Annotated in this window: 15 protein-coding genes; 6 read left to right on the top strand and 9 right to left on the bottom strand. The window is 64.8% G+C overall.

Going from position 1 to position 17,663, the window contains the following annotated elements; genetic code table 11:
- Positions 1 to 8: 8 nt before the first annotated feature.
- From ruvA to FHS48_RS16455, 3 genes are read right to left on the bottom strand one after another with little or no spacing between them, the layout of a single operon-like run.
- Positions 9 to 635, bottom strand: a complete 627-nt coding sequence (gene ruvA, locus FHS48_RS16465) for a Holliday junction branch migration protein RuvA (protein ID WP_184265023.1) — start codon at positions 633 to 635, stop codon at positions 9 to 11.
- On the bottom strand, positions 632 to 1,174 hold the full coding sequence (ruvC, locus tag FHS48_RS16460; protein WP_184265021.1) for a crossover junction endodeoxyribonuclease RuvC: 543 nt from the start codon (positions 1,172 to 1,174) through the stop codon (positions 632 to 634). The genes ruvA and ruvC overlap by 4 nt, the downstream gene beginning before the upstream one ends.
- 13 nt (positions 1,175 to 1,187) lie before the next feature.
- A complete protein-coding gene (locus tag FHS48_RS16455; RefSeq protein ID WP_184265019.1) occupies positions 1,188 to 1,925 on the bottom strand; it encodes a YebC/PmpR family DNA-binding transcriptional regulator in 738 nt (245 codons plus the stop codon).
- Between the two features lie 619 nt (positions 1,926 to 2,544).
- Between FHS48_RS16455 and FHS48_RS16450 the strand changes: the two genes are divergently transcribed.
- Complete coding sequence (locus FHS48_RS16450) at positions 2,545 to 4,689, top strand: methyl-accepting chemotaxis protein (protein WP_184265017.1); 2,145 nt, start codon at positions 2,545 to 2,547, stop codon at positions 4,687 to 4,689.
- A 65-nt stretch (positions 4,690 to 4,754) separates the two neighbouring features.
- Here the strand turns inward: FHS48_RS16450 and FHS48_RS16445 are convergent, their stop codons facing one another.
- A complete protein-coding gene (locus tag FHS48_RS16445; protein ID WP_184265015.1) occupies positions 4,755 to 6,617 on the bottom strand; it encodes an ABC transporter ATP-binding protein/permease in 1,863 nt (620 codons plus the stop codon).
- Positions 6,618 to 7,126: 509 nt separating this feature from the next.
- On the opposite strand from FHS48_RS16445, the gene FHS48_RS16440 reads away from it, so the two are divergent.
- Together FHS48_RS16440 and FHS48_RS16435 are read left to right on the top strand one after the other, a co-directional pair.
- Positions 7,127 to 7,714, top strand: a complete 588-nt coding sequence (locus FHS48_RS16440) for a methyl-accepting chemotaxis domain-containing protein (protein ID WP_184265013.1) — start codon at positions 7,127 to 7,129, stop codon at positions 7,712 to 7,714.
- Positions 7,715 to 7,966: 252 nt separating this feature from the next.
- Complete coding sequence (locus FHS48_RS16435) at positions 7,967 to 8,833, top strand: branched-chain amino acid aminotransferase (protein ID WP_184265011.1); 867 nt, start codon at positions 7,967 to 7,969, stop codon at positions 8,831 to 8,833.
- Positions 8,834 to 8,914: 81 nt separating this feature from the next.
- Here FHS48_RS16435 and purN read toward each other — a convergent pair whose 3' ends face one another.
- Positions 8,915 to 9,571, bottom strand: a complete 657-nt coding sequence (gene purN / locus FHS48_RS16430; protein WP_184265009.1) for a phosphoribosylglycinamide formyltransferase — start codon at positions 9,569 to 9,571, stop codon at positions 8,915 to 8,917.
- On the bottom strand, positions 9,571 to 10,650 hold the full coding sequence (purM, locus tag FHS48_RS16425; RefSeq protein ID WP_184265008.1) for a phosphoribosylformylglycinamidine cyclo-ligase: 1,080 nt from the start codon (positions 10,648 to 10,650) through the stop codon (positions 9,571 to 9,573). The genes purN and purM overlap by 1 nt, the downstream gene beginning before the upstream one ends.
- On the opposite strand from purM, the gene FHS48_RS16420 reads away from it, so the two are divergent.
- The 3 genes from FHS48_RS16420 (at position 10,650) to FHS48_RS16410 (ending at position 13,948) form a co-directional block, all read left to right on the top strand.
- Positions 10,650 to 11,954 (top strand): DUF2066 domain-containing protein, encoded by a 1,305-nt coding sequence (locus tag FHS48_RS16420; protein WP_184265006.1) that lies wholly within the window; start codon positions 10,650 to 10,652, stop codon positions 11,952 to 11,954. The genes purM and FHS48_RS16420 overlap by 1 nt on opposite strands.
- 144 nt (positions 11,955 to 12,098) lie before the next feature.
- On the top strand, positions 12,099 to 13,280 hold the full coding sequence (locus FHS48_RS16415) for an AI-2E family transporter (RefSeq protein WP_260402534.1): 1,182 nt from the start codon (positions 12,099 to 12,101) through the stop codon (positions 13,278 to 13,280).
- Positions 13,277 to 13,948, top strand: coding sequence for an HdaA/DnaA family protein (locus tag FHS48_RS16410; RefSeq protein WP_184265003.1), 672 nt, complete (start codon positions 13,277 to 13,279; stop codon positions 13,946 to 13,948). The genes FHS48_RS16415 and FHS48_RS16410 overlap by 4 nt, the downstream gene beginning before the upstream one ends.
- Positions 13,949 to 14,002: 54 nt before the next feature.
- Here the strand turns inward: FHS48_RS16410 and FHS48_RS16405 are convergent, their stop codons facing one another.
- From FHS48_RS16405 to FHS48_RS16395, 3 genes are all read right to left on the bottom strand, one after another.
- Positions 14,003 to 14,332 (bottom strand): DHCW motif cupin fold protein, encoded by a 330-nt coding sequence (locus FHS48_RS16405; protein WP_184265082.1) that lies wholly within the window; start codon positions 14,330 to 14,332, stop codon positions 14,003 to 14,005.
- Positions 14,333 to 14,457: 125 nt separating this feature from the next.
- Positions 14,458 to 15,849 (bottom strand): phosphoglucomutase/phosphomannomutase PgmG, encoded by a 1,392-nt coding sequence (gene pgmG, locus FHS48_RS16400; protein ID WP_184265001.1) that lies wholly within the window; start codon positions 15,847 to 15,849, stop codon positions 14,458 to 14,460.
- A gap of 10 nt (positions 15,850 to 15,859) precedes the next feature.
- Positions 15,860 to 17,488: an alpha-D-glucose phosphate-specific phosphoglucomutase gene (locus FHS48_RS16395; protein ID WP_184264999.1), complete on the bottom strand. Its 1,629-nt coding sequence runs from the start codon at positions 17,486 to 17,488 to the stop codon at positions 15,860 to 15,862.
- Between the last annotated feature and the right edge of the window lie 175 nt (positions 17,489 to 17,663).

Here is a 17,663-nt window from a genome sequence, read left to right as displayed (position 1 = left end):
GCCATCGGTTATGCCCCCTTACCGAGATCGCGCAGGGCCGCCCCGATCAGGACCGAGACCGCAGCCCCCTGCCCCAGCGTCGCAGCCGCCCGGCCAACCGCCGCAAAGGCATCGAGACGGGCATACCCCAGATTGACCAAGGCCGACACCGCATCTTCCAGCACCGACGGTTCGGCAATCGCCTCCTTCGGTGTGGTCATCACCACACCGGCCACCGGCGCGCCCAGCGACAGGCTGGAGACCTTGTCCTTCAGCTCGGAGGCAATCCGCGCCGCCAGCTTCGGCCCGACCCCCGCCGCCCGGCTGAGGGTCGCCTTATCCTGTGCGGCAATCGCCTGTGACAGCTGGGTGATATCGCCGACCGACAGCAGCGCCAGCGCCACCTTGGCCCCCACCCCCTGCACCGTCAGCAGCAGCCGGAAGAACGACCGTTCCGCCTCGCTGATAAAGCCATAAAGGTGGATATGATCTTCCCGGACGTGGGTTTCGACCACCAGCGCCGCCGCCTCCCCTGCCGCAGGCAGCCGCGACAGGGTCCGGGCGGAACAGAACACCAGATAGCCGACGCCGTTAACGTCCAGCACCACCCAGTCATCGCCGCTGCTGTCCACCAGCCCTTTGAGTTTGGCAATCATCGGCGCCGCTTCCCCGCCTGTTTAAGCTCTGCCTGCAAGATGGCCTGCCCCAAAGTCTGCGCCGAAGCCCGGTGATGGGCATGGCAGACCGCCACCGCCAACGCGTCAGCCGCATCCGGCGAGGCAATCATGCAGCCCGGCAACAGGGTGCGGATCATCATCTGCACCTGTTCCTTCGCCGCTGCGCCGGTACCGACCACCGCTTTCTTCACCTGCGACGGCTGATATTCCGCCACCGGCAGACCATGGCGGGCCGGAACCAGCAGGGATACCCCGCGCGCCTGCCCCAGCTTCAGGGTCGACAGCGGGTTGCGGTTGACGAAAGTCTCCTCAACCGCCGCCTCGTCCGGGGCGTAAGCGGCGATCACCTGCGCCACCCCGTCATACAGCTGGGACAGCCGCTCGGCTAAAGACAACGTATCGTCGGACCGCACCACTCCATCGGCAATCACCCGCAGGCGGTTGCCATCCGCCTCAATCACGCCCCAGCCGGTATTGCGCAGACCGGGATCAAGGCCAAGGATACGGACCGACGCCACGCTCTGCCCTTACTCAGCCCAGCTTTTCGAGGATCTCGTCAGAGATCTCTTCGTTGGAGAACACACGCTGAACGTCATCATTGTCTTCCAGCGCATCGAGGAACTTGAACAGGCTGCGGGCGGCATCTTCATCCAGCGCGGCGGTGTTCAGGGCCTTCCAGTCCAGACGGGCGGTCTGGGCTTCGCCGAGCGAGGCTTCCAGCGCCGACCGCACTTCGCCCAGCATATCCGGGCCGCAGTAGATGGCGTGTTCTTCATCATTGGTGACAACGTCGTCGGCACCGGCCTCAATGGCGGCTTCCAGCACCGCATCGGCCGATCCGGCGGCCAGCGGATAGGAGATGTAGCCGACCCGCTCATAGTTGAACTGCACCGGGGTCAGCGAGCCACCGGCCTTGGAGAAGATCGAGCGCACTTCCGAAGCGGTGCGGTTGCGGTTGTCGGTCAGCGCCTCGACGATCACCGCCACGTTGCCCGGGCCCATACCCTCGTAGCGGATTTCTTCGTAATCCTCACCTTCGCCACCGGCCTGCGCCTTCTTCAGGGCGCGCTCGATATTATCCTTCGGCACGGAATTGCGGCGGGCTTCCAGAATGGCTGCACGCAGGCGCGGGTTGCCTTCAGGTTCCGGGCCGCCGGTCTTGGCGGCAACGTAGATTTCCTTGGCCAGCTTGGTGAACAGCTTGGCACGCTTGGCATCCTGCGCACCCTTGCGGTGCATGATGTTCTTAAATTTGGAATGACCAGCCATAACTCACGATCCCTGCTGAGGGCGCCGACGGAGGGCAGAAGTTTCAGAAATTCCGGCATCGGAACCGGGGCAGGAAGCCCCGCATCCCGAACGGAGAAACCCGGCGCAACGCACTCCCGCCCCACCCTGTACGGGCGGCGCTGTGGGAGATCATCAGACCGGGTCCCGGAAAAAGCGCTGCACTATGGCAGCATCGCCCCGCCGATGGCAAGAGCGGCGATGGATCGCCGAGAACAATTGCGGAACCCCGGACATTCTTCTTACCGCTCCCGGAGATGTGAAGGGCCACAGTCTGATCAGGCTGTTACCGTCAGATCACCCCACCCGGCGCCGCAGCCCCGGTAACACCCTGACCTATACGGCAGTAGCAGAGACGCTGCCGGAAGGTATACGAATGCACTGGGGTATTTCTTCTTCTTCCCGGCCCCGTTTGGCCCGGGATTGGCGTAAGGCATACAGTGCCGACAAACAGAACTGTCACATTAGGGTTTCTTGCAAAACCCACGACAGACAGGCCGAATTAAGGCCACGGCAGGGAGAAAGGATACGGGCCTGCTCAGGCCCACGTCTGAATAAGTCACTCTGGATCGACGACAGGAATGATTACGGAACCCCGCGCATGACCCTGACCCGCATTTCCACCCGCCTACCGGGCCTGATCAGCCTGCTGACCCTGATCGCCGTGATTGTCACCAGCGTCGTCGCTTATCTCCAGCAGTCGGCGGAACTGGCCCGGCAGGCCGATTTGCGCCTGAGCGGCCAGCTGAACACCATCGTCCGGGCACTGGATGACACCCTTGACGGCATCCACGATGACGCCGTCCTGCTGTCAACCAATCCGGCGATTGCCAACGCCCTGCTGGAAATGTCGGAAAGCTTCTCCAGCGTCGGGTCCAATCCGGGGGAAACCCTGCGCGGGCTGTATGTGACCAAAAACCCCAACGCCGACGGCGAGAAGGAAAAGCTGAACAAAGCCAGCGATGGCTCGTCCTACTCCATGGCGCATGATAAATGGCACCCATGGTACCGCCATGCCCGTACCGAACGTGGCTATGCTGACATCCTGCTGATTGATCCCAACGGCACCATTGTTTACAGCGTCATCAAGGGGGCGGACTACGCCACCTCCCTGAAGGCAGGCCCGGCCAGCACCTCGGCCCTCGCCAGCCTGTTCAAGGAGATTGAGGCCAACCCGAAAACCGGGGAGGTTTCCTATACCGACTTCACCCTGTATGCCCCCGCCAAAGGGGCACCGATGGCCTTTGTCGGCGCCCCGGTGATTGACGGTTTCGGGGAATTCCTCGGTGCCCTCGTGTTTGCCGTGCCTGCCGCAACAGTGGAAAGCGTCCTGCGCAGTGCCTCCGGCATGGGGGAAACCGGGGACATCTATCTGGTCGGCGCCGACCACAAAATGCGCAGCGAAAGCCGGTTCTCCAAGGAACCGCAGATCCTGAGCCGGATGGTGGAAAACAAGGCCGTCACCGAAGCTCTTGCCGGGCACAACGGCATGACCACTGCCGAAAATGCCGCCGGAACCGAGGTGATCGCCGCCTATGCCCCGCTGTCGGTGCTGGGCACCACCTATGCGGTGATCGCGGAAATTGCCCATGATGAGATCCTTGAACCGGTGATGGCGATGCGCCGGACCCTGACCCTGTCCGGCGGCCTGATCGGCCTGCTGGTGGTCGGCATCGGCGTTCTGTTCTCGCTGTCGATCACCCGGCCGCTGGTGCGGATGACCGGGGCGATGAACGCGCTGGCCACCGGCGCTCTGGAGACCGCAATCCCCGACCGCAGCCGCCGCGATGAAATCGGTGACATGGCGGCCTCCATGCAGGTGTTCAAGGAGAACATGCAGCAGGTGGAACGCCTGAAGGCCGAGGAAGAAAGCAACAAGGCCCGGGCGGAACAGCAGCGGAAAGCGGATATGCACGCCCTCGCCGATGCCTTCGAGGCCAAGGTCCGCAGCGTGGTGGATACCGTCAGCGATGCCGCCGCACTGATGAACGGACAGGCCACCGCCCTCAGCGGGATGGCCGCCCAGACCCAGAGCCAGTCCGCCGCCGTTGCCGCCGCCACCGAGGAAGCCTCGGCCAATGTGCAGACCGTCGCCGCCGGGGCTGAAGAGCTGTCAGCCTCGATCGGCGAAATCGCCCGGCAGGTGGAGCAGTCGCGGCTGGCGGCCGATAACGCCACCCGGCAGGCACAGGATGCGCAGGACATGGTGCAGGCAATGGTCCGCACCTCGGAAAGCATCGGAGAAGTGCTGACCCTGATCGGCACCATTGCCGGTCAGACCAACCTGCTGGCCCTGAACGCTACCATCGAAGCCGCCCGCGCCGGAGACGCCGGGAAAGGGTTTGCCGTGGTTGCCAACGAGGTGAAGGCGCTGGCCAACCAAACTGCCTCCGCCACCGAGGAAATCGCCCGCCAGATTGCCGGAGTGCAGGACCAGACCCGCACCGCCGTGCAGATGATTGATTCGATTGCCGTCGCCGTCCGGTCGATGAGCGAGGTGTCGGCGGTGATTGCCGCCGCCGTCGAGCAGCAGAACGCCGCCACGCTGGAAATCGCCCGCAACACCCAGCAGGCCTCAGCGGGAACGTCGGAGGTGACACAGCACATTCAGGGGGTGACGCAGGCCGCCTCGGAAACCGGGGCTGCGGCTGAACAGGTGTCCTCCGCCGCTGCGGACGTCAACCGTCAGTCCGAGATCCTGCGGCAGGAAGTGGACGGCTTTATCACCAATATCCGGAACAGTTAAGGGCTCCGCTCCCTTCCGGCAGATCCCCCGGCCCCGCCTGTGCGGGGCCGTCTGCTTTTCAGGGCTTATTGCCCGAACGGCACCGTCTGCACCACCGGGGTCTCCGCCACCTCTGCATGGCTGTTGACCCGGCTGATAGTCAGGATCCGGTCGAAACCGCCATCAAACGGCACCGGCCGCCCCATGATCAGAATTCCGGCGGAAGCAAAATCGCGCTGTAAGATCCGCAACATGGCGTGCTCATCTTCCGGGATCAGGCCATCGGTGGCATCCTGCAGGCAGATCCAGCGCGGCTGGGTCAGCAGTAGACGGGCAAACCCAAGGCGCTGCTGATCCCCCACCGGCAGCACGTTTTCCCACGTTGCCTCGGCCTCCAGAGACGGGATCAGATCCTCCAGCCCCACCCGCTTCAGCACGGCAACGATCTGTTCATCGCCATAATGCTCCGGCGGCATCGGGTAACAGACCACCGCCCGCAGATCGCCGATCGGCAGATAGGGGCGCTGCGGCATGAAGAACAGGTCTTCCCGCTGCGGCAGATCCAGACGCCCGCTGCCCCACGGCCACAGGCGGGCAACCACCTTGAACAGCTTGTTGACCATCGCCGGGTCGCCGGTGATCAGCATTTTCTGGCCTGCGGAGATCTGCCCGTCAAAGGGGGCGATCACCAGCGTCCCGTCCGGCTCCAGAACCTGAAGCCGGGAGAACCCGAACACCGGATCAGACGTCCGCCGCAGGGCAATGGTCGGACCCTCCGACACCATATTGCGGCGCGACAGCGCCAGCATGGCATCGTGCAGGCCCAGCACACGCTCCACCGATGCCCGCCATTCCGCCACTTTCGACAGGTTATCGATCGGCCATGACAGCGCGGCGATCATCTGCTGGAACGCCTGCGCCGTCTGCATCAACCCGCCGAGGGTAATCGCCCCGGAGATATAGCGCGGGGCCGCGATAAGCACCGGAAACACCTGCGATAACACCGACCAGCTGGCGGTGAAGAAGAAAATATTGGTCAGCGCCCCGGTCTGACGGTCCCACGCCCGCGATACCCCCCGGAACAGAAGGTTCAGGCGGCGGCGCTCATCCGGTTCGCCATGCAGAACGGCAATCGCCAGCGAATTTTCCCGGGCGTGGACCAGACCGAAGCGGAAATTCGCCTCATCGGTCTGACGGCGGTTGACCGCCCGCACCAGCGGCCGGCCCAGAAAGAACGCCACCGAGGTGCCGATGGTCGCATAGATCAGCGCCACCCAGACCAGATGCCCCGGCAGATAGAGATCAACACCAAACAGGGTAATCTCCGGCGATCCCGACAGGGTCCACAGAATTTGCGTGAAGCTGATCAGGATCAGCACCGCATACAGCAGGGAATGGGCCAGATCGACCGCATATTCCGTGGCAATGCGGATATCTTCGGCAATGCGGCCATCGGGGTTGTCATGCTCCCCTTCAATCAGGGTGGCCTGATAATGGCGGCCTGCGGCCATCCATTCATCCAGCAACCGCCGCGACAGCCAGCCGCGCCAAGCCACCTGAAGGCGGCGCTTGGTGCGCAGGTGAACGGCAACGATCATCACATTGCCGCCGATAATCACCAGCAGCGCTCCGATCAGGGTCATGAACATCGGGAACGCCCGCTGCTCCAGCGCATCAAACAGGCGTTCACTCCACACATTCAGGGCCACCGGAACGGAAACCTGCCCGATGGTCAGAATCACCAGCGCCACGGTCCAGCCAATGGCTTTCCAGCGGTCGCGGGACCGCCAGTAAGGACCGGCCAGAGCCAGAATATCGCGGAACAGGGACCGCCAGCTGCGCATGGCCGGTCCGGAACGGCGCCCTGACCCGCCGGGAGCCCCGGCAGTCTGTCCGTCGGAGCCGTCCGTTTCCGGGGTCTCCGCCGGAGTATCCGTCTGTGATGTCATCGGCGCTCCGGCACCCGTTCTTCCCCTGTGGCCCGGCGGCTTCTCCGGCATTCCGGCGGACTCCGGGAGACCGGTCTTCCTGCGGAACACATTCTGGGCCGCGCTCGGCGCGTATCTCTCTGATTACCTTTGTCCCACACCCCGGTCAATCAAACGTTCACAATGAGAGCTGAGGGCAAACGTTCATAATGAGAGCAGACAGGCGGGGAGAGCAGACAGGCGGGCACGGGACTGAGCCGGAAGAACCAGTCGGCAAAGATTCATCGGCTTGCCCTGTCATTTGTGTTGCGTTGCCATGGCGGCAGATTATTCTTCATGAAGCAGGGGTTATCCGACCCATAGGGAAGGGCTGCGGCATCCGGTCAGAAAGACCGGTTTACCGACGGAGCTGCCTGCCACAGAACGCTTGGCCAACTGTAAAGCCTGCCGATCGGGACAGATCCGTCTCCGGCGGCCGCCATCAAAAAAACTGGGGTGGTACTGGAATGCATGACACTCAAGACACTGTAATGACTGCGCAGGCCGTTTCGACCACCGCACAGTCCCGCTTTGACAGTGCTGTCGCCGACATGTTTACCCAGTGCGACACCGCCCTTCATGCGTTTGTCCGGCTGCGGGAACTGTCGGAAGACATGCGGATCCTGTCGCTGAACGCCGAACTGGCCGCCGGCCGCGCCGGGACTGCCGGGGTCGCGGTGCGCGCCCTGACCCAGTACACCCGCCAGCTGGTCAGCCAGCTGAACCGGGTGCAGGAAGACATGCATTCCCTTCAGGGCAAGGCGCAGGAACTGGCCAAGGGTGCCAGCGCCGAAAGCGATACTGACGATGATGTTGTCGGATCGCTGGCCGAACATGCCAAGCAGATTTCCGTTCACGCCCAGACCATCCGCCGGATTGCCGAACAGTCCAACGGGATCGCCACCAACATCGCCATCGAGGCGGCCGGTGCCGGGCGTTACGAGCCGGAATTCCGCACTGTGGCGAACACCATGAAGCGCTACATCACCGATCTGCGGGCGATGGTCGATGACTCTGACCGTGCCGTGAAGACGGTTCTGGATGCGGCGGAACGGCTGAGCATGCGCCGTAAGGGCTGATCTTACCCGCTTCTGAGACTGCCGTCAGACGCCCCGCCCTGTGCGGGGCGTCTGCCTTTTCACCCCATCCCGAAAGCCCCGGCGAACAGACAGGGGCCGGAAAACATCCGGCTCAGAAAGGACTGGTTCTTCAGCAGGATTGGACAAAGGGCAGCCGCCCTGCTTATCCTGAAACCTCTCCTCTCCGATGTGGTTTCCCGGTTCATCCGCTGACCCGGCCACATCCAAAAAATCCAGCAAGGCAGGTGTCCGATGTCCGGTGTTTCCCCTTCCTCCGCGCCGCTGCTTGTCTATGCCGACGGTCATTGGCATCTTGGCAACCCCGGCCTGCTGGGTCCGCACAGCCACGCCGTCTGGCTTGGCTCGTCGGTCTTTGACGGAGCCCGCTATTTTGAAGGAATGGCCCCGGACCTGCTGCTGCACTGCGAGCGCGCCGTGCGCTCCGCCCGTGTTCTCGGCCTGCAACCGATGCTGACCGGAGCCGAAATCGCCGAGCTGGCGTGGGAAGGGATCCGCCGCTGCGGGCTGGACAGCACCCTGTACATCAAGCCGGTGTTCTGGGGCGAAGACGGGATGCTGGTCCCCAATCCGGCCTCCACCCGCTTTGCCCTGTGCCTGTTTGATGCGCCGATGCCGCCGGAGGACGCCGGATTCTCCGCCTGCCTGTCCAGCTTCCGCCGCCCGGCCCGCGACATGGCCCCGACCGAAGCCAAAGCGGCCTGCCTGTACCCCAACGTCACCCGCTGCGTGGTGGAAGCCCACAACAAGGGCTTCGACACCGCCGTGGTGCCGGACCCGTCGGGTAACGTGGCGGAGTTTGCCTATACCAACCTGTTCTTCACCAAGAACGGCGTCGTCCACACTCCGGTACCGAACGGGACCTTCCTGAACGGTCTGACCCGTCAGCGCATCATCACCCTGTTCCGGCAGGTCGGGGTTGAGGTGCAGGAACGCTCTGTCACCTTCACCGAGGTGCTTCAGGCCGACGAAGTGTTCTCCACCGGCAACTATGCCAAGGTCCAGCCCTGCCTGCGGGTTGAGGACCGGGGCTACGCCATCGGCCCGCTGTACCGCAAGGCGCGGGAACTGTACTGGGCCTTCGCCCGCAGCAGTGCCTGAGCGGGAGCGCCCTGAAAAAACAGCAGGCCCTGCCGGAGGTCTTCCGGCAGGGCCTGTATCACATCTGAAAGGAACCGGCCGTTACTGCGGCAACGGATTGGCCAGCGCCCCACCGGCAGCAGCACCGGTGATGCGGACGATGTCGCCGTCGATCACCGCTTTTCCTTCGGCGATCAGCCGCAGGGCCAGCGGATACAGCCGGTGTTCCTGCTCCAGCACCCGGGCCGCCAGCGTGTCCGGGGTATCTTCCGGCAGAACCGGCACCGCCGCCTGCGCCAGAATCGGGCCGTCATCCAGCGCCGGGCGGACGAAATGCACGGTACAGCCGTGCAGTTTCACCCCGGCGGTCAGGGCCTGTTCATGGGTATGCAGCCCCTTGAAGGACGGCAGCAGCGACGGGTGGATGTTGATCATCCGCCCCTCCCATCCCCGGACAAAGCCTTCTGACAGCAGGCGCATGAACCCGGCCAGACAGACGAAACCCACCCCGGCATCGCGCAGGCGGGCATCGACGGCAGCGTCAAACGCTTCCCGGCTCGGATAGTCCTTATGCCGGATCAGCGAGGTCGGGATCCCGGCCTGTTCCGCCCGTTCCAGCGCATAGGCCCCGGCACTGTTCGACAGGACATGGACGATCTCGACCGGGAACGACGGGTCGGCACAGGCATCAATCAGGGCCTGAAGATTGGATCCCCGCCCCGACGCCAGAACCCCGACCCGCAGTTTCCGATCCGTCATCAGAGACCCCACGCCCCGGCCAGACCGTCCATCCGGACCGCCTCGCCATCGTTGCGGTCCGCCAGACGGCCAATCACCCGGGCGGTTTCCCCATGTTCGGCGAACACCGCCAGTGCGGCTTCGGCCCGGTCGGCCGGAACCACGACGACCATACCGATGCCGCAGTTGAAGGTGCGGGCCATTTCCGGGGCAGAGATGCCACCGGTTTCGGCCAGCCAGCGGAACACCGGCGGCAGCGGCAGCGCCGCCACGTCGAGATCAGCGGCAATCGCATCCGGCAGCACACGCGGAATGTTTTCCGTGTAGCCACCGCCGGTGATGTGGGCCAGCGCCTTGACGTGACCGGCGCGGATCGCGGCCAGACAGCTCTTCACATAAATCCGGGTCGGGGTCAGCAGGGCTTCGCCCAGCGACTTTTCCGGGGCGAACGGGGCCGGAGCCTCATAGGACAGCCCGGACCGCTCCACGATGCGGCGCACCAGCGAATAGCCGTTGGAGTGCACCCCGGTGGAGGCCAGACCGATCAGCACGTCACCGGCGGCACAGGTGGTGCCGTCGATCATTTCGCCGCGCTCGGCAGCCCCGACGGCAAACCCGGCCAGATCGTAATCCCCGGACTTGTACATGCCCGGCATTTCAGCGGTTTCGCCGCCGATCAGGGCGCAGCCCGCCTGAAGGCAGCCTTCGCTGATCCCGGCGATCACGTCGCGCGCCTGCGCCACATCCAGCTTGCCGGTGGCAAAGTAGTCGAGGAAGAACAGCGGTTCCGCCCCCTGCACCACCAGATCATTGACACACATCGCCACCAGGTCGATACCAACGGTATCGTGGCGGTTGGCATCAATCGCCACTTTCAGCTTGGTGCCGACGCCATCGTTGGCGGCGCACAGAATCGGGTCTTTGAAACCCGCCGCCTTCAGGTCGAACAGACCGCCGAACCCCCCGAGGGCCGAATCGGCCCCGGAGCGGGCGGTTGCTTTGGCGAGCGGCTTGATGGCTTGCACAAGAGCGTTTCCGGCGTCAATGTCAACGCCAGCATCCTTGTAGCTAAGTCCGGTGGTCTTGGAAGGAGTAGACAATGGCGCCCTCGCGCTGGTTCGGTGATTTGAAGATGGGAGGCATGGCCTTCTCGGGTGGGAACATACTGCAACGCTCCGGCATTGCAACGCCCGTTGCCATGTCTCCGCGCCGGATGGCTGCGCTGGCAGGCATTTTTGTCGCAGTTTCCGCGCTCTCCGTCGCGGTGGACGGCCCGGCGGCACAGGCCCAGACCCCGGCGCTGGCGGCGTCCGCCAGTGCTTCCGCCGATCTGATGGGCGTTTACACCATCACCGGAGTCCCGGTGGATGCCACCGCCGGAAATGCGGTGCAGGCCCGGGAACGGGCGGTGGCGGACGGCCAGAAAGCCGCCTTCCGGCAGCTGGCAGCCCGCCTGTCCGGCCCGGCAGCCCGCGACTCCGTAAGTCTGCCGACAGATGCCGAACTGCCCTCGCTGGTGCTGGGTGTGGCTGTGGAGACTGAAAAGACCTCCTCCGTCCGCTATTTTGGCACCATCAGTGTCAGCTTCTTCCCCGATACCGCCAAAAAGCGGTTGCAGGCCGCCGGTCTGCCGGTGTTTGACACCCCGGCCAGACCGATGGTGGTGCTGCCGATCTTTCAGGCGGCCCCGGATGCCCCGCCGCAGCTGTTTGACGACCGCAGCCCGTGGAAGACCGTGTGGTCGGGGCGCCCGCGCTCCGGCCTGACCCCGCTGATCGTTCCGTCAGGCGACCTCAGTGATAGTGCCGCCCTTGATGCCACCAAGGCGCTGGCGCTGGATCAGGCCGGGCTGACCACCCTGATGCGCCGTTACCACACCGAAGATGCGGTGGTGGTGAAAGCGGTGCTGACCGGCGACGGCGCCAACCGCCGCATCGACCTGTCCCTCGCCCGGCCGGGCGGACAGTTCCAGCCGCTGAACGGGGTCCCGGCCCCGACCAGCAGCAGCCTGACCGCCGCCCTTGATGCCGCCAGCGATGCCATTGCCGACTGGCTGGATGGCCAGTGGCGGTCTCAGGCCGGATCGGCGGTGTCGCTGGTCGGGTCGGGCAGCATGTCCATCACCGTGCCCCTGCCCGGCGGCCTTCCCGACTGGCTGAGCGTCCGTCAGGCCCTGTCACAGCAGGTGGTCAGCAGCTGGACCCTGCAAAGCCTGAGCAGCCGCGAGGCGATGATTTCCCTGACCCACCGGGGGGCCGCATCCGATCTGGTTCAGGCCATGGCCCAGAATGGCCTGACGCTGGCCGATGACGGCACCGGGCACTGGGTGCTGAGCAAGGGGGTACCGCCTGCCGCCGGGCAAAGTGCCGCTCCCGGCCAGCCGCCAACCGTGGTGATCCAGTAACCGGCCACCACAGGCCCAAGATGCTTTTCCGGCCCGGAGTTTGCCAGTAAGCTGCCGGGCCGGAAGCATTTTCCGGCCCTGACAGGGCGATACGCCCCATATTCCACGGCCCCCACGGCCCCAGCAAACCGGTGTGCCCCGATCATGACTGCCCCGTCTCCCGCCTCACCGGATCCGACCGACCCGGACTCTCCGCTCCCCTCTCCCCTGCCGAGCATTGAACGGCACGCCCTGTTCTGGGCATCGGTCATCATCGGCACCCTGATCGGGGTTTATCTGCTGCGGTCTGTGCTGCTGCCGTTCGTTGCCGGGGCGGCAGTCGCCTATTTTCTGGATCCGGTTGCCGATGTGCTGGAACGGCGGGGGCTGTCGCGCACACTGGCCACCGCCACCATCACCGCCCTGTTCCTGCTGCTGGTCGCCGGGGTGCTTCTGGTTCTGGCTCCGGCCATCGAGTCGCAGGTGGTCGGCTTCCTGCACCGGGTGCCGGATTATCTGCATGCGATCGAAGACCGCATTGCCCCCCTGTGGGCGCAGGCGGCAAAAATCCTGCCCAAGGCCCAGATCCAGAGCCTGACCGACAGTGCCAAGGGCATGATCGGTCAGGGGGCCTCATGGTTCCTCGGGCTGATCGGTAAGGTGCTCACCAGCGGTCTGGCGCTGGTTAACCTGCTGTCGCTGCTGGTGATTGCCCCGGTGGTGTCGTTTTACCTGCTGCGCGACTGGGACCGGATCGTCAGCCAGATTGACTCCCTGCTGCCGCGCCGCCACGCCGGAACCATCCGCACGCTGGCAGCGGAGGCCGACAGCGTGCTGGCCGGATTTGTCCGTGGGCAGGCAACGGTCTGTCTGGCCCTCGGCACGTTTTATGCCGTCGGCCTGACGCTGGTCGGGCTGGATCTCGGGCTGGTGGTCGGGCTGTCGGCGGGGCTGATCTCGTTCATTCCCTATGTCGGGACCGTCCTTGGTTTTGTGGTGTCGATGGGGCTGGCGCTGGCCCAGTTTTCCGACACCCTGCCGATTGTTCTGGTCGGGGCGGTGTTTGTCAGCGGGCAGTTCCTTGAAGGCAATTTCCTGTCACCATGGCTGGTGGGGGAACGGGTTGGCCTGCATCCGGTGTGGATGATCTTCGCCCTGCTGTCCGGCGGCACCCTGTTCGGCTTTGTCGGCATTCTGCTGGCGGTGCCGGTGGCGGCGGTGATCGGGGTTCTGGTCCGGCATTTTCTGAAACGCTACCGGGACAGCGCCTACTACCACGGCGGCCGGTCGCCAGAGACGCATGAAGGCCCCGAAAACGATGACGGTGTGGAGGCCGCCGGAGGATGACGCAAATTCAGCTTCCCCTGCCGTTCGGCCATCGCCCGGCCTTGGGCCGGGACGATTTTCTGGTTGCCGACCACAGCGCCGTGGCCCTCGGCTGGCTGGACCGCTGGCCGGACTGGCCCGCCCCGGCCCTGCTGCTGTGGGGGCCGCCCGGCTGTGGCAAGACCCACCTCGCCCATGTCTTCGCCACCGCCAGCGGAGCCTGCATTGTCACCGGCGATCCCGGCCTGCGGCTGGATCCGCCATTCCTGCTGACCGCCCCGGCGGTGGTGATTGATGATGCCGACCGGGTCAGCGACGAAACCGGCCTGTTCCACCTTTACAATGCCGCCCGCGATGCCGGGAAATTCATTCTGCTGACCGCCCGCACCCCGGCCAGCCGCTGGAACATCGCCCTGCCGGATCTGCGCAGCCGCCTACAGGCAGCCCCGGTGGCGGAAATCGGTTCGCCGGATGATCCGGTGATTGCCGGGGTGTTGGTCAAGCTGTTTGCCGACCGCCAGATCAAGATCGGTGCCGAGGTGATCGACTATCTGCTGCGCCATATGGACCGCAGCTTTGAAGCCGCCTACCGCACGGTTGCCGCCGCCGACGCGCTGTCTCTGGCGGAAAAGCGCCCGGTGACCGTCCCCCTGCTGCGGCGGATTTTGCAGGATAGCGACCCCTCCTGACAGCAAAAACCCCGGCGGAGAGGATCCACCGGGGTTTTTGCTGACACAACGGGATCAGTCGACGATGAACAGCCGGGCTCCGGTTTCCGTACGGGAGCGGTGGGCCTCGGCGTTATCAGCAACCTGATAGCTCATCCCCGGCCCCAGCGTGATCACCCGGCCATCGTCCAGTTCCGTCACCAGTTCGCCATCCATGACAAACAGCACATGCCCCTTCGAGCACCAATGGTCAGCAAGGTAGCCCGGCGAATAATCCACCATCCGGACGCGGATCTCGCCGAACTGGCGGGTTCGCCAGCGGGCAAACCCCTGTTCCCCCGGATGGATCGTCGCCTCAACCTGTAGCCAGTCCACGGTTGCGAACGGGATGTTACTGATTTTCATCATGTCCTCTCGGCTATCAGGGCACCCTGGTCTCAGGGCACCCGCTCAAGGACATCATCGTAAACAGGAAGCGGCATCAGACCGTCACGGTAATTTCTCAACCGCAGGCCAACGCAGGATTGGCCTCAGACCGGCAGATCCGGCGCCCGCACCCCGGCCCGCTCCAACGCCGAAGTCAGCGCCGCCATCAGGCGGGATAACCCGGCCTGATCCGGGGCTTCCGCCCGCGCCACCAGCACCGCCTGGGTGTTGGAAGCCCGCAGCAGCCACCAGCCATCGGGAGTGCTGACCCGCACCCCATCGACCAGCGACATCTCCGCCCCTTCAGCCTCTAACGCTGCCTGAACCGCTGTCATCACCGCGAATTTCTGCTCATCCGGACAGTCAAAGCGCAGCTCCGGGGTGTTCACCCAGCGCGGCATCCGGTCAAACCGCGCCGTCAGCGGCTCCGACAGCCGGGCGATGATCCCCAGAAAGCGGACAGCCGCATACAGGGCATCATCAAAGCCATACCAGCGGTCAGCAAAGAAGATATGCCCGCTCATCTCCCCGGCCAGCACCGCCCCGGTTTCCGCCAGTTTGGTCTTGATCAGGGAGTGACCGGTCTTCCACATCACCGGCTGCCCGCCCATGCGGCGGACTTCGTCAAACAGGGCCTGACTGGCTTTGACATCGGCAATCACCGTGGCCCCGGGCCGCTGACGGAGGACGTCTTCGGCCAGAATTTGCAGGATCTGATCCCCCCACAGGATCCGCCCCAGCCCATCGACCACGCCGATGCGGTCACCGTCGCCGTCAAAGGCAATGCCGAGATCAGCCCCCTCATCCCGCACCACCGCAATCAACTGTTCCAGCGTGTGCGGGTCGGTCGGATCGGGATGATGGGCCGGGAACGTGCCGTTAATCGTCGCGTTCAGCAGGATATGCCGTCCGGGCAAGCGCGCCGAAAGGGCGGTCATCACCTGCCCCGCCGCGCCGTTCCCGGCATCCCACACCACGGTCAGGGGGCGCCCCCCGCCATCCCAGTCCTGTACCAGACGGTCGGTATAGTCGGCAAACACCGGCCAGTCTGAAACCGTCCCGCTGCTGGCGTTCTCCGGAAATCCGGCGGCGGCCAGCGCCCCGATCCGGCGGATCTCAGCGCCAAACAGCGGCTTTCCCGCCCGCATCATCTTGAAGCCGTTATGGTCCGGCGGATTATGCGATCCGGTGACCATCACCGCCACCGCCGTGCCGGAAACCGTCGCGGCGTAATACAGCATCGGCGACGGACCACAGCCAATCCGGCGCACCGCACAACCACTGTCCATGAGGCCGCGCACGACCTCCGCTTCCAGCTCCGGGCTGGACAGACGGCCATCCCGGCCGACCACGGCGGTCTTCTCCCCGGTTTCGGCCGCCAGAACGCCCAGCGCCCGGCCGATGGCATAGGCATCCGCCGGGAACAGGGTGTGGCCGACAATCCCGCGGATATCGTATTCCCGCAGGATCGTCGGATGGAACTGATGCGCGGTCACGCCGGGCCGGTCAGGTGATCACCGTCGGGGCATCCCGACCGGTGCGGGCGACAATACCGGCCACATCATCGGCCAGCGCGATCAGGTCAGCCAGAGCCTCCTGCGTCGGCTGGTCATGCCGGGTGGCATCGGCCTCATAACGCTCAACATACAGGCGCAGCGTCGCCCCGCTGGTGCCGGTCCCCGACAGGCGGAACACCACCCGCGAACCGTCGGTGAACAGGACGCGGATGCCCTGCGCCGTCGAGACCGATCCGTCCACCGGATCGGTATAAGCAAAATCATCACACAGGGCGACGGTGTAGCCCCGCAGCACCGTTCCGGCCAGACCGGGGGCGGCGGCCCGCAGATGCGCCATCAGGCCATTGGCGGCATCGCTGTCGACACCTTCATAGTCATGGCGGGAGTAATAGTTGCGCCCATACTCCGCCCAGTGGTGACGGACAATCGCCTCAACACTGTCCTTGCGGCTGGCCAGCACGTTCAGCCACATCAGCACCGCCCACAGCCCGTCTTTCTCGCGGACGTGATCAGACCCGGTGCCAAAGCTTTCCTCGCCACACAGGGTGACCTTCCCGGCATCCAGCAGATTGCCGAAGAACTTCCAGCCGGTCGGGGTCTCGAAGCACGGCACCCCCAGCCGGGCAGCCACCCGGTCCGCCGCCCCGGAGGTCGGCATCGACCGTGCCACCCCGGCAATCCCCCTGGCGTAGGCCGGGCACAGGGTGGCATTGGCCGCCAGCACGGCCAGACTGTCCGACGGGGTGACAAAGAAGTTGCGGCCCAGCACCATGTTGCGGTCGCCGTCGCCGTCAGACGCCGCCCCGAAATCCGGGGCATTGGCGCCAAACATCTCCGCCACCAGCTCCTCGGCGTAGACCAGATTCGGGTCCGGGTGCCCGCCGCCAAAATCTTCCAGCGGCATACCGTTGATGACGGTCCCGGCGGGAGCCCCCAGCCGCTTTTCCAGAATTTCCCGGGCATAGGGGCCGGTCACGGCGTGCATCGCATCAAACCGCAGCCGGAAGCCCCCGGCGATCAGGGAGCGGATCGCCGCAAAATCAAACAGGCTTTCCATCAGGTCAGCATAATCAGCCACCGGGTCAATCACCTGCACGGTCAGACCGTCGACCTGCGTTTCGCCGAGGGTGTCCAGATCCACATCCGGGGCATCGACCAGACGGTATTCAGTCAGGCTGCGGGTGCGGGCATAGACCGCATCGGTCAGGGCTTCCGGGGCGGGTCCCCCGTTCCCGGCGTTGTACTTGATGCCGAAATCTTCCTCCGGGCCACCCGGATTGTGGCTGGCGGACAGGATCAGCCCACCAAAAGCCTGATACTTGCGGATAATGCAGGAGGCCGCCGGAGTGGACAGAATACCACCCTGCCCGACCAGTGCCCGGCTGAAGCCATGGGCCGCCGCCATCTTCAGGATGGTCTGGATCGCCGTGCGGTTATGGTAGCGGCCATCGCCGCCGACCACCAGCACCGCCCCCGCCGGAACCGGCCCCAGAGTATCAAACACCGCCTGCACAAAGTTTTCCAGATAGTGCGGCTGGGCAAACACCTTGACCTTCTTGCGCAGGCCGGAAGTTCCCGGCTTCTGGCCGTCAAACGGAGTGGTGGCGACGATACGCATGGGCTGTTTCCTGTGTCCCGAAGGTTTGGCCTGCGTCTGCGGCAGGCCTGATAACCCTAATGGAAATACGAGATAAAAGGAAAGATCGCGGTGCCGGAGGCACGGCAGAAAGGCGACAGGCAAACGGGGGCCACCGGAGTCCCCGGACCGGCCCCCGTCCGCAGATCAGACAGGC

The organism is Novispirillum itersonii (assembly GCF_014205675.1).
Taxonomy (GTDB): Bacteria; Pseudomonadota; Alphaproteobacteria; order Rhodospirillales; family Rhodospirillaceae; genus Novispirillum; species Novispirillum itersonii_A.
The sequence above is the reverse complement of the archived record's forward strand: the minus strand, read 5'-3'. Positions and strand labels throughout refer to the sequence as shown.

Coding starts and splice junctions, on each gene's coding strand:
- FHS48_RS16415 (WP_260402534.1), top strand. CDS start 12,099: ATGACTGCCCCGTCTCCCGCCTCACCGGATCCGACCGACCCGGACTCT.
- FHS48_RS16440 (WP_184265013.1), top strand. CDS start 7,127: ATGACTGCGCAGGCCGTTTCGACCACCGCACAGTCCCGCTTTGACAGT.
- FHS48_RS16420 (WP_184265006.1), top strand. CDS start 10,650: ATGGCGCCCTCGCGCTGGTTCGGTGATTTGAAGATGGGAGGCATGGCC.
- FHS48_RS16435 (WP_184265011.1), top strand. CDS start 7,967: ATGTCCGGTGTTTCCCCTTCCTCCGCGCCGCTGCTTGTCTATGCCGAC.
- FHS48_RS16445 (WP_184265015.1), bottom strand. CDS start 6,617: ATGACATCACAGACGGATACTCCGGCGGAGACCCCGGAAACGGACGGC.
- FHS48_RS16455 (WP_184265019.1), bottom strand. CDS start 1,925: ATGGCTGGTCATTCCAAATTTAAGAACATCATGCACCGCAAGGGTGCG.
- purN (WP_184265009.1), bottom strand. CDS start 9,571: ATGACGGATCGGAAACTGCGGGTCGGGGTTCTGGCGTCGGGGCGGGGA.
- ruvA (WP_184265023.1), bottom strand. CDS start 635: ATGATTGCCAAACTCAAAGGGCTGGTGGACAGCAGCGGCGATGACTGG.
- FHS48_RS16410 (WP_184265003.1), top strand. CDS start 13,277: ATGACGCAAATTCAGCTTCCCCTGCCGTTCGGCCATCGCCCGGCCTTG.
- FHS48_RS16395 (WP_184264999.1), bottom strand. CDS start 17,488: ATGCGTATCGTCGCCACCACTCCGTTTGACGGCCAGAAGCCGGGAACT.
- FHS48_RS16450 (WP_184265017.1), top strand. CDS start 2,545: ATGACCCTGACCCGCATTTCCACCCGCCTACCGGGCCTGATCAGCCTG.
- FHS48_RS16405 (WP_184265082.1), bottom strand. CDS start 14,332: ATGAAAATCAGTAACATCCCGTTCGCAACCGTGGACTGGCTACAGGTT.